Source organism: Flavobacterium akiainvivens (assembly GCF_001278115.1).
Classification (GTDB): domain Bacteria; phylum Bacteroidota; class Bacteroidia; order Flavobacteriales; family Flavobacteriaceae; genus Flavobacterium; species Flavobacterium akiainvivens.
This window is the reverse complement of record NZ_LIYD01000005.1, coordinates 3,610,767-3,623,469: the sequence shown is the minus strand read 5'-3', so window position 1 is coordinate 3,623,469 and position 12,703 is coordinate 3,610,767. Positions and strand designations below refer to the sequence as shown.

General features: G+C 44.2%; 8 protein-coding genes. 1 reads left to right on the top strand and 7 read right to left on the bottom strand.

The genetic code is table 11. The features are described 5' to 3' along the window. Positions 1-20 precede the first annotated feature (20 nt). From AM279_RS16310 to AM279_RS16300, 3 genes are all read right to left on the bottom strand, one after another. Positions 21-407, bottom strand: a complete 387-nt coding sequence (locus AM279_RS16310; RefSeq protein WP_054409087.1) for a hypothetical protein — start codon at positions 405-407, stop codon at positions 21-23. Between the two features lie 328 nt (positions 408-735). Beyond that, positions 736-1,443: a hypothetical protein gene (locus AM279_RS16305; RefSeq protein WP_054409086.1), complete on the bottom strand. Its 708-nt coding sequence runs from the start codon at positions 1,441-1,443 to the stop codon at positions 736-738. 281 nt (positions 1,444-1,724) lie between these two features. Then, a complete protein-coding gene (locus AM279_RS16300; protein ID WP_054409085.1) occupies positions 1,725-2,504 on the bottom strand; it encodes a patatin-like phospholipase family protein in 780 nt (259 codons plus the stop codon). Positions 2,505-2,603: 99 nt separating this feature from the next. Between AM279_RS16300 and AM279_RS16295 the strand changes: the two genes are divergently transcribed. Further along, positions 2,604-3,221: a thioredoxin family protein gene (locus tag AM279_RS16295; RefSeq protein ID WP_054409084.1), complete on the top strand. Its 618-nt coding sequence runs from the start codon at positions 2,604-2,606 to the stop codon at positions 3,219-3,221. A gap of 62 nt (positions 3,222-3,283) precedes the next feature. Here AM279_RS16295 and AM279_RS16290 read toward each other — a convergent pair whose 3' ends face one another. The 4 genes from AM279_RS16290 to galK form a co-directional block, all read right to left on the bottom strand. Continuing rightward, positions 3,284-8,239: a choice-of-anchor Q domain-containing protein gene (locus AM279_RS16290; protein WP_054409083.1), complete on the bottom strand. Its 4,956-nt coding sequence runs from the start codon at positions 8,237-8,239 to the stop codon at positions 3,284-3,286. Between the two features lie 352 nt (positions 8,240-8,591). Beyond that, the gene (locus AM279_RS16285; protein WP_054409082.1) at positions 8,592-10,262 is read right to left on the bottom strand and encodes a sodium/sugar symporter; all 1,671 of its coding nucleotides are present in this window, start codon (positions 10,260-10,262) and stop codon (positions 8,592-8,594) included. A gap of 39 nt (positions 10,263-10,301) precedes the next feature. After that, on the bottom strand, positions 10,302-11,345 hold the full coding sequence (locus AM279_RS16280) for a UDP-glucose--hexose-1-phosphate uridylyltransferase (protein ID WP_054409081.1): 1,044 nt from the start codon (positions 11,343-11,345) through the stop codon (positions 10,302-10,304). Next, positions 11,335-12,516, bottom strand: coding sequence for a galactokinase (gene galK / locus AM279_RS16275; protein WP_054410376.1), 1,182 nt, complete (start codon positions 12,514-12,516; stop codon positions 11,335-11,337). Before galK ends, AM279_RS16280 begins: the two co-directional genes overlap by 11 nt. Positions 12,517-12,703 lie beyond the last annotated feature (187 nt).

Here is a 12,703-nt window from a genome sequence, read left to right as displayed (position 1 = left end):
GATGATAAAGATAGGGAAAACTATTCATCCCGTTTCCAAGATTCTATATAGGTAGTCCACGGTATTGAGAGCGTGTCAACCCGCCCTATTTTTAAGGTATCCTGTGGCAGCGGGCTGTTTTGGCTTACTACAAATTTAATCTTCAGGCTGTCTTGTTTGCTGTTAAGCCCCAGTATATGGGCTTCATCATAAGCATAACTATCCATATACACCTTGTGCAGGCTGTCTTTTGTTTGCCGAAACACCAGGGTGCCGCCTGCAAGGTAGTCTCCGCCGGTTTGTTTTATAATAACGGTATCATTGCCCACAGGTTGTTTTGCTATAGTCCTTTCGTGGTGGTTATCGCGGCATCCTGAAAAGTTGGCAGCAACGGTTATAAAAAGAAGGGTTTTTAATACTGAGGACATATTAATATGTATTAGTTACGGTTTACAGGCGGTTATGTACCCGGGATTTCATCCCGGGCTAATGCGCGCGACCCTTTCAGGGTCGGGGAATAGAAATTTTTGGCACTGAGGCCACTGCGGTTTTACACTAAGAGCACAAAGGTTTTTACTCTTAAAGGTCACAATGCGAAGAACCGTACACACTGATAATTTAAAGACACAAGGGACACAAAGAAAAAGCCGTTAGATTGAGAAAGTTTGCTTCGCTATGGCTAAGAGCCCACCCCGCCCTACGTCCCGATAGCTATTGGGACCTCCGGAGGAGGAGAATGCTCAGTCAACCCTGAAATTACGGATTATTCTTTTCAATCGAGCGTAAAAACAGTTCGCTTAGCGTTAAAGCCAGAAGTTGTATTACAAACATGGCGGTATGAAACTCCGCTACCGCATTAACGGCCAAAACGGTAAGGATGGTACTCCAGATAAACCAGCGCCGTTTGAATACAAAAACAGCCCCGTTAATAACAAGCACGGCAGTAAGCTTAAGGATGGAAACAATAATAAAAATTAGCAAATACTGCCCTGCGGAATGATGTACGAGCAAATTATCCCAAAGCACTATACTCCAGAAATTGATAAAATGGACAAGCAGGGTAAAAACCAAAAGCCTTTTGAAGGAACGGGTAAGGCTGGGCTTTCTTTCAGGGCCATTTTTATGGGTTGCTAAGAAAGCCTGCCACTCTTCAAGCAGCTTCTTTAAATCGTGTATAGCGATTACAGGATAGCCGTCTATCCAAAAATCAGGATTCTTGAATTGTACATTAAAAACCCGGTACATTTCAGAAGAAGTCAGAAAATCAGGGTCGTAAGGCCGCCCTTCGAGTATTTTATTTATATCATCTAATAAACAGGCTACCTCGGTATGGTGTAATGCAGAAATTAAAAATGCCAGGCCTCCATATTCACTCTTGCCTATTACATCCATAACAGCACCACTACCGTAACCCGGTACTGTTTTCCAATAAAAAGCAAGGTTATATTGGTCTCTTTTTGTCATATTATGATTATTTTTTTGACACCAAGGTCACAAAGCTCAGAATCCTATATAGCCCCACACAACATACCATTGACTGAGTATGTGTACACATTACAAATAATTTTGAAACACAAAGACACAAGGGACACAAAGGTAAAGCCTCTAAATTAAAGCTGTTTGCGGTGCAGGACTAAATCCCACCCCGGCTTCGCCACCCCTCAGAAGGAGGGGAATTCCACTCAGCCGGAGCATGGACTTGAGTGAAGCTCAATCTGAAATCTAAAATCTTAATTCTGAAATCCTCACACAATCAGCTCTGCATACGACTTTTTAGCCGCTTCATAGCCAATGTTGAAAATCTCGTCCATTTTGTTCTTGTTGGTTTCAAAGGTGCTGTACAGCGCCAGTTCTTCGGGGCTGATGACCCAGTCGCACAGGGTAAACTTCTGCATGTTGCTGTTTGCCGAAAGCAGGTCGTAAGCACGGGTGGTAACGGCTTTTATAGAGCGCAGGTCGCCCGCTTCAATCTTCTGGATGGGGCTTACATAAATGCCTACCATCTTATCGCACCGGCCCTGCAAAACATCGGTAGGGAAATGGTTTATAATGCCGCCATCGCTATACATGCGGCCGCCTATTTCATAAGGCGAGATGACTCCCGGAAATGCCGATGAGGCCAGCACGGCATCTACCACGCGGGTTTCTGAACCAAATATCTTGAGCTTGCCGCTAACCAGGTTGGTGGCGGTTATGTGCATTTTGTAAGGAAGTTCGCCCAGGGTGGTTTCGCCAAAAATGGCCTCAAAATAATCCTGGAATGCACCCGAGTCTATAAACCCCGGCTTGCGGAAGGTAAAGTGCTTCCACGAAAAGAAATAGATGGATTTAAAGAACTCCAGTATCTGCTCGGGCTTCTTACCCGCTGCATATAAAGATGACACAATGGCACCGCTGCTGGTGGCGGCAATGTGTGAGGGCACTATACCTTCTTCATCAAAAAACTTGAGCACCCCGGCATGGGCTATGCCTTTTGTGCCCCCGCCGGAGAAGACAAAGCCCACCGTGTTTCCGTTAAACTTCATTTCCATAAAAATTTTCCTGCCTAAATTACAGTTTTTCGGGCAATGGCGTTGTTTTTGATTTATAAAGTTAATGTAATTTTGTACCAAAGTTTTGCACTAATGACCGCAACAGAAACACTTATAGAAAAGAGCCTGCAAAACAGCCACAGCTATGCTGACTACAGGCAACACGTTACCGCCCTTTTAGAGCAGGGCCTTAGCACCGGCAACACCCAGAGTGAAGCCCTTACCCACTACACCACCCTTAACGAGGCGCGCATGAACCGCCTTGACAAGACCATACACCTTACCGACGAGGCTACCCAACGCCTTAAAGCACTAAACAAAGAACACATACTGCTGGTTATAACCGAAGGCTGGTGTGGCGATGCCGCCCAGATTGTGCCGGTTATAAACAAGCTGGTTGAGGCGAACGACAAGCTTAGCCTGCGCCTGGTGCTTAGGGATGAGAACGAAGCCCTGATGGATGAGTACCTTACCAACGGTGCACGCAGCATACCCAAGCTGGTTTTGGTTGAAAAAGATACCCTTACTGCACGCGGCAGCTGGGGCCCGCGCCCTCATGGCGGCGCTGCACTTATAGCCGACTACAAAGCCCGCCCGGAAGGTATTAACGAAGAGGCCAAAACCGAACTGCAAAAATGGTACCTGCACGATAAGGGCCAAAGCACGGTGGAGGAAATCACGTTGCTTTTAGAGAATAGCGAAAATATGTAACGCTTACCAATACTAACAATAAAGGCTGCCCATGGGCAGCCTTTATTGTTAGTATACATGATTTATTTTTTAATTATGAGGGTATCTTTAACAACACCGTTTTCTAAACTGGTTTTAACCATATAACTTCCGGCTTCAAGGGCAGCAAGGTTTACTGCTACCTGGTTAGAACTACCATTGTGTGTTATAACCAGCTTGCCCGAAATATCATATACCTGTACCTGTGTTATGTTGTTGCTGCTTTGTAGTGTAAGCACATCAGTAACCGGGTTAGGATAGCTTGTAAAGCTATGGGTGTTAAACTCATCTGTACTAAGTACAAATGCCACCCGCGTATACCAGTAGCCCTGGCTGGTTACACCGTTTACGGTTTGTGTTGCATAATAGGTTTGGCCATTTACAAGTGGGGTGCCCGGCGGTAGTGGGTTTATACCCAGCAAGGCATCTTCGGCAGTGGCATACCATGTTACAGTAGCATCGGGCAGGGTTTCTATTACTATATCGTCAATAGTGGGGGTTTGCCCTTCTTCAACAATTATTTCCTGGTCGGCATCTCCACCCGGTTCCGGTACCGGCAGTATAGATACTGTTACGGCTATGCGCTGGCCTTCGCAACCGTCTATAGTTTGCGATGCATAATAGGTGCCATTTGCCAGGATTGTTGTATTTGCCAGTGCTGTACCACCGGCAGAAGACGTATACCACTGTACATTATTGCCTATGGCTTGTAAGTTTGCCACGGTGGCGCTGCCATAAAAATTTTGTACAACAGTCGTTAACGGTGCCACGGGTGTATTAATTACAACCGAAACAGCGGTACGCGGGCTTTCGCAGCCGCTTATGGTTTGCGATGCATAGTAAGTGCCCCCGGCAAGTACTTCTGTGCCGGCTAATGGCTGTGCTGCATAAGGCGTGCCATACCATTTAATATCTGTACCTAATGCTGTAAGCGCTGCAACGGTAGCGCCATTGCAAAACTCCTGTGTTTCGGCAGTTGGTGCAGCGGTGTTGCAGCCTGCCTGGTATTCATAAGCGCCCAGGTCTACAGTGGTTTGTTGTATGCGGGCGTTTCCGTTTAGGTCTGTACCGGTAGTTACATAGGTATTATTGCCTGCGTTTACAACCGGGCTTGTGGCCTGTAGTGTAAAATCTGCATTTGTGGCATCAGTAAACAATGGGTTTGTGGTACCTGCAATGTTGTTGTTGGCATCGGCTGTGGTAAAATCCTGCACAAGGGTGTTGTGCATAAGCGAGGCACTAAGGCCGTAATTTACCACAGGGGTGTTGCCGTATACAATACTGTTGTTAAGGGTTACTGTTGAGGAATCTGACACTGAAGTCCAAAAGCTTCCGTTATAAATACCTTCCAATAGTTCACCATTTAAAGATGTATTGTTTACAATTGTTGCATTATTAAGTGTAACTGTAGAATTTAAAGTATTAACAATACCCCCACCTCTTACTCCCGCCTGATTGTTTGAAATAAGCACATTCTTGCAAACAGGGGCTGATTGCTCATAGTTGCCCATTCCCCCGCCATAATTATCGCTGGTATTATTCTTAATAACTACATTAATAAGCACGGGCGAAGAGTGGTAGTTATACATACCTCCTGCAGTATTTTCTGCCGGCCCGTTATAATCATTATTAATAGTTGTGTTATATGATATTTCAACCCCTACTAATGTGGGCGAAGAGTTTATGTTTGCTATACCGCCACCCGTGTAATATTGATTTGTGTCATATAGATCATATGTGCTTGTTACCGCACTGTTATAGCTAACTACACTATTATTTAAAAGAGGCGAAGAATTAGACATATTAATTATGCCTGTACACTCATTGTTTGAAATGGTAGAATTGCTGATTACCGGCGATGACTGAAAATTGTATACTGCTCCTCCGTTTAAATTATCTCCCCACCCGCCTTCGTACATGGTCTTGTTATCGGTCACGATAACATTATCTAATACAGGAGACGAATTGCGATTGTACATACCCGACCCAAAATTTGCCGCATTTTTTGTAATAAACAAATTAGACAATGTGGGAGAGGCATTAAGGCAATATACCCCACCTGTAATGACCAGGTCTTGTTCTCCTGTATTTATTGTCATACCTGAACCTTCGGCGCCTTCTGAAGAATCGCGGATTGCAAAGCCATCCAGCACAGTTTCGGGTGTATAATTACCTGATATATCTGAAAGGAAGTTAACTACATTAACTGAATTATCGGTTGTATTTGTAAAATTATCACCATCATTATTATTCAGGTCTCCGCTTAGTATACTTAAATATTGGGTTATATCCCTTTCTTCCAGCGCTTCTTCACTTCCTGTAAAACCACCGTATACTTTTATGCCGGGCCTAAGTGAAAACGCATTTTTACGGTCTTTGGGCCATACCGGAAATGTTTTATTTAACACTTTTGCAACAGGCACATAAGTTCCGTGGGCTACCCATACCTGTTGTGCAGTATCATGCTGCATAGCGCCTTGCAGGTTTGAAGTTGCATTCTCCCAGCTGCTGCCGTTTCCTATACCTGAAGCTGCGGGCTTAACATAAATAATCCCCAAATCATCAGGTATAAGAATAACTGAGGTTATTGCGCCTGATTGCTCTTCAAATGCGCCCATATCTACTATATCGTTGCGTATCCTGTTATTATTTGCAACATCTTCATCAGAAGTTATGTATAGGTTATTGCCGCTATCAATACAGGCACTGCCTGGTTGTAGGGTGTAATCGCCTTCTTCCGGATCTGTAAACATTGGGTTTGTAGCGCCATCAAGGTTACCGTCAGGGCCTGTAATGGTATGGTCTTTTACCAGGCTGTTTCTTAGGCTAAACGTTGCAGATATGCCCTCAAATTCTGTTTCATTACCGTAAATTATTGTATTTGCTGCTTTAAGGTTACTTTCTACTAAATATATCCCCACATTATTGTTGCTTATGGTGCAATTAGTAAGGTTAGTAACGGTAAGCAGCCCATCCATAAGATACAATCCATAATCTGCATTTACGCTTACAACATTGTAGAGGGATACGTTAGAGTATACAATGTGAATATTCTTCCCAAATCCAGGGCCGTTAATATAAACATTTTCCAGGGCAGGATTTCCTTCTGACGCATATATGGTAGCAGATGTTTTAAGCTGTGAAAAAACAGCATTTGAACCATTTGAGTAGATCACAGCCGCAATGCTGCGGTTATAGGCTACACCGTCTACATAGCGGTATGTATTAGGCCCGTTTCCATTTATATTTTTTAATGTAAAGCCATTTAACAACGTATTCATGGATTTGCCATGGCACAGCACCAGATGATAAGCCTTTCCTCCGGCAAGGTTTTCGCCGTTTAATATACTTTCATTGACCGTTACATCGGGGTTTCGTTGTGACAGCAACATTTCTGTACCGGCAAAACCTCCATATACCTGTACATTATTTTTAAGCAGGAAATAATAATCTTTTGGATCAGTAATTCCCGGTAAACCCTTGGGCCTGTAAGTGCCGGCAGCCACCCATACCTGCCTAACCCCGGCGGCATCTATTGCGCCCTGTAAATCAGATGTGGCATTAGCCCAGCTGCTGCCATCTTTAAGGCCTGTGGCTTCATTTTTTACATATACAATACCGTTTGCATCGGCTACTTCATCAATATCGGCAAAGCTACCCTCTTGTTTTTCATAAGGCCCAATATCTATTACATCATCGCGCAGGCGCGGCATATTGTTGTAATCATACATAATAAAATAATAGATATTGCCACCTGCATTTATACACGGGCTTGCCGCCTGGAGTGTATAATCTCCATTTACAGCATCGGTAAAAAGTGGGTCTGTAGTATCTGGCAGGTTGGTTTCGGCAGACTGGTAATTGTTGCCCTGTAAAATGCTATACTTGGCAGGTACCAAACCAGAATTAGTATAAACCCCGGAACTGTTATTATATACTATACTGTTATATATACCCGTTGGTGTATAACCTGCACCACCCTCTATTAAAGCGGTATTATTTGCTACAATACAATTATATAGGACACCGACGCCGTTTGATCCGCAATAAAACGCCCCTCCCTTGTCTGCCGTATTGTTTAGTATGAATGAATTAAACAATTTTACATTTGGAGAATCTATGTAGAGCCCTCCGCCATAACCGTTATTACTGCCTGTGCCGCTTTGCGCAATATTGTTTTTTATAGTACTATTAATAAACGTCAAATTTATAGCAGAGCCGCTTGTATATATACCTCCCCCTGCACGTGCCGAGTTTCCGGTTATGGTAACATTTTCAAAAATAACATCAACATTTCCTTCTTTATATATGCCTCCCCCACGGCTTGTTTCAAGCGTATGAAGGCTTCGGTTTCCGGTAACAATACAGTTCCTGATTGTAATTAAATATGGAACTGAAAAATCCCCTTTTATATAGATTCCACCACCATATTGCCTTGGTGTATTGTTAAAACTACCGCTGGCATCGGCACTGCCCCCTTTAATGGTAAGCCCGTCTAAATTTGCAACACCATACCAAACGTGAACGGCATTATCTGCATAGCCACCTGTAATTACGCCATTTGCATCATAGGTATCGTCATCATTAAAGTCTCCGCTAAGTATAGTGGCATTTGCTGTAATGCTAAGGTCGCGTTCTTCAAGAGATATTTCGGTACCGGCAAAGCCGCCATAGACTTTACTTCCGCCAGAGGTAAAACTGTTATCGCGGTCATTAGGTGTTGCAAGGCCCGAGCCAGGTTTACGGCTGGGTTTGTAAGTACCCCCCGCAATCCATACTTCAAGCTGCTGGCCACCCAGGTATGTGCTTAGCATTGCCTGCAGGTCGCCCGAGGCATTTTCCCAGCTCAGGCCGGTTCCGGTTCCGGTGGCTACCGGTTTAACATAGCGCCTTGTGCTTTGCGAAAAAGAGGCCTGTGCAGCAAGCAGCAACAGCACAATACACATTTTAAGGCCGCTGTTATGTGCAGCCCACGGTTTTTTTAGTAATGGTGAGGTCATTATAGTGCAATTTAATTGATTTTTGAATAAAGAAACAGGAGGACACCTGTGTACCAGGCATGTATATTTACATTAATTGTGTAAAAGTAAAAAAATATCTTTTTTGTGATTTATTTTTTTCTTCTTTCTTATTAAATTTTAATTGTTGCCAAAGCTTAAAAACAACTTAAAATCATGTGGATTTTATGTCGCAGGATTTTTGCCGGCATAAAACTGTTTTAAAAACCAATTTCAAACTCCGAAAGTGAAAAATTAGCGTTAAAATGGTGTTAATTTGAAAGAATTTACTGTAAATAAAAAGTCCCGCCGGTGGCGGGACTTTTCGTGTGTGTAAAAAAACATTTATAAAACTTTACCAAAATATGGTATAAAGTGCAGCTGTAACGGCCACTATAATAAGTGAACCTACAAGGAAACCCGGTGTTACCTTAAACATCTTAGTATCAATCTCCAGGCCATTGGTTGCAACACCACGGCTGGTTTCGCTCTTGCTGATGATAAACATACCTACTATACAGGCAATAAACACTATAGACATCCTGTCAAGGAACGGTATTTCATAAATTCCGGCCGCATTTGGCACTGCCCACCCAATTGGGTACAGGAACGACAGGTCCATCATCTCTGGAAGGAATTTAAGCAGTATTGAGAACAGGAAGCCGCCAATTGTGGCGAATAGCGCGGCATTGCTGGTGGTTTTCTTCCAGAAGAAGCCCAGTATGAACATGGCGAAGATACCCGGGCTTACAAAGCCTGTATACTCCTGTATGAACTGGAAGCCTCCTTTTTTATCGATACCCAGGAACGGCGCAATAATAATGGCCAGTACCATAGCAACAATAACGGTTGTTTTACCCACGTTAACCAGTTTCTTTTCGCTGGCTTCGGTGTTAATTTGTTTCTTGTAAATATCTAAGGTAAAGATAGTTGCAATACTGTTTGCTTTACCTGCAAGCGATGCCACAATAGCCGCTGTAAGCGCTGCAAACGACAGGCCTTTAAGCCCGGCAGGAAGCAGGTCGAGCAATACAGGGTATGCCCTATCCGGGTTCAGTTCACCACCCTGCATCATTTCAGCCTGGAAGCTGCCGTCTTTCCAAAGCACATATGCCGCAATACCCGGAAGTACCACAATTACAGGCATAAGCAACTTAAGGAACGATGCAAATAACAGGCCGCCACGTGCGGTTTTAAGGTCGGCGCCAAGGGCACGTTGTGTAATGTACTGGTTACAGCCCCAATAGTTAAGGTTGGTAATCCAAAGGCCACCCAATAGCACGGTAAGGCCCGGAAGCTCAAGGTAATGCTCACTTTCTTTAGAAAAAATCATCTGGAAGTGGTCGCCTGCTTTATCTGTCATAATGCCAAGGCCGTCAAGGACTCCGCTACCGCCAAACTGGTCAGACACAAGGTCTAACGCAAGGTAAGTGGTAATAAGCCCGCCCAGTATAAGGAAGAATACCTGGATAACATCGGTAAAGCCAATAACCTTCATACCGCCAAGGGTAATAACAATGGCAAATATGGCAAGGAAGCCTATACACAGGTTAAAGTCAAGCCCTGATATACTGCTGATTGCAATAGCTCCCAGGTAAAGGATTGATGTAAGGTTTACAATAACATACAGCAACAGCCAGAACACCGCCATAATCATGGCTACGGTGCCATTGTAACGCTGGTGCAGGAACTGCGGCATGGTAAATATCTTATTTTTAAGATATACCGGTATAAAAAATACCGCCACAATAATAAGGGTAATGGCCGCCATCCACTCATAGGCTGCAATGGCAAGGCCCAGCTTGAAGCCGCTGCCGCTCATGCCTATAAACTGCTCAGCACTAATGTTACTGGCAATAAGCGATGCGCCAATAGCCCACCATGTAAGTGAGCCCTCGGCTAAAAAGTAGTCGCCGCTTGATTCGGTTTCTTTCTTTTTACGGTTGTATATCCATAATCCGTAGCCTACTATCAGCACGAAGTAGACCAGGAAAACGATATAGTCTTTAACGTCTAACGTGTTCATTGGGTTTTGTGTTTGAAGTTTGGGTTAATGCAAAAAAAATTATCTGTGTTTGTAATGGGTTTCAGATAGTTCGCGTAGCATGGCAGCACTTTTTTCAGGCGATATATCGCGCTGGGCCTCAGCCATTAGCTCATAACCTACCATAAATTTCTTTACAGAAGCGCTGCGCAATAGCGGCGGATAGAAGTGCATGTGCATATGCCACTCCGGGTGGTCTTCGCCATCAGTAGGGCTTTGGTGTATGCCCGATGAGTATGGGAAAGACGTTTCAAAAAGGTTGTCATACTTAATGGTAAGCCTCCTTATGGCATCGGCAAACGCAAGGCTTTCTTCTTCGGTCATTTGGGTTAGGTTACCAAAGTGCCTCTTGCTGATGATAAGGGTTTCAAACGGCCATACTGCCCAGAATGGCACAAGCACCACAAAATGCTCGTTTTCAAGCACAATGCGCTCTTTGCGTTCCAGTTCTTCGGCAAGGTAATCTGCCAGAAGGCTGCGGCCGTTAGCCTCATAGTATTTTTTAAGGTTAGCCTGGGTCTTTTCTACGTTTGTAGGTAAAGACGACTGGCTCCATATCTGGCCGTGCGGGTGCGGGTTGCTGCAGCCCATAACGGCACCTTTGTTTTCAAATATCTGTACGTGGTTAATAAAGTCGTTGCTGCCCAGGTCTATATACTGCGCTTTCCAAACATCTACCACTTTTTTAATGTCTCCAACCTCCATTTCAGGCAGGGTAAGGTCATGCCTTGGCGAAAAGCAAATCACACGGTTTATGCCCCTTTCCGGCTTTAGCTGAAACAGCGGGCTGGTGTTTTCAGGAGCTACAACGTCATCTTTAAGCAATGACGGGAAGTCGTTATCAAAAACAAAAACGTCTTTATAATCATCGTTACGGGTACCGTCGCTGCGCAGGTTACCGGCGCACAGGTAGCACGTTGGGTCATAATGCGGGCGCTCCTCATTGTTAGCGCTTTCTTTTTGTCCCTGCCACGGCCTTTTAGCCCTGTGTGGAGATACCAGTATCCATTCGCCAATTAACGGGTTGTAGCGCCTGTGTGGGTGCTCATTATTATCAAATTGCATGCTCTTCGGTATAACGGGTTGTGCCTTTGGCTATCTTAACTTTGTAAGCCTCCAGCTTAATATTGAATTTTTCTTTGTAGGCTTTGCCTACACGCTCTATAAGGTCGTTTACAGCGGTTTTCTTAACCAGGTTAATAGAACATCCGCCAAAGCCGCCACCCATCATACGGGCGCCAATTACATTCTCATCGTTTCGAACGAAGTCAACCAGGAAGTCAATCTCTTCGCAGCTTACCTCATAGTTTTTGCTAAGGCCATCGTGGGTTTTAAACATCAGGTCGCCCAATTTTGCAAAGTCTTTACCCTCAAGGGCTGCAACGGCATCGAGCACACGCTGAATTTCGTGCACTACAAACAGGCAACGGCGGTAAATAACATCGCCAAGATGAGCCTTAACGGCTTCTACCTGCTCCTCATTAAGGTCGCGGAAGGTCTTTACTTCAGGGTAGTGTTTTTTAAGTATTTCAAGGCCCTGCTCTACCTCATTACGGCGGTCGTTATAGCCCGATGTAAGGTGGGTGTGCTTTACTTTACTGTCAAGCAACAGCAGTGCATATTCTTTAAAATCAGCATTGTGGTATTCATATTCAAGGGTATTACAGTCCAGTTTTATAACCTTGTTTTTCTTACCGAAAACGCTGGCAAACTGATCCATAATACCGCAGTTAACACCTACAAAAGTGTGTTCTGCCTTTTGGCCGATAAGGGCAATTTCTTCTTTAGAAAGGCCCAGGCCAAATATTTTGTTTACAGCATAAGCATAGCCGCACTCTACCGCCGCCGAAGACGAAAGGCCAGCGCCCATAGGTACTGTGCTGCTGAATGATATGTTTAGGCCTGTCATTTCAAAGCCACGCTCCTTAAGCTGGTGCAATACGCCCAGGAAGAAGTTAACCCACATTTGCGGTACGGGCTGTAGCTCATCATTAAGGTTAAAGCTGTATTTTTCGTTAAGGTCTTTTGCATAGAAGTTTGTTTCGCCGCCTTCGTTTTTAGAAACGGCAAAGCAAACATACTTGTTAATAGCTGCCGGAAGCACAAAACCGTCGTTATAGTCTACGTGCTCACCTATAATATTGATGCGCCCCGGAGAAAGGAAAATATATTCCGGGTCGGCATTAAACTGTTCTTTAAAGCTGGCCGTAACCTGCTGTACTAATTTTTTCTTCATTACTTTGATCTCTAAAAAAGTATAACTATTTACTTTAATCCCCTTTTTTGCTGAATAATAAAGCGGTTTACCCGACAGCATAGTGCTGCCCCATGCCAGTGTTTTAACCCAAACTTAACCCAAATGGCCCTTAAAATGGCAGTTTCTTTTGCCGGGCACCTGCTTTATACCCAAATTTTACTCTTTT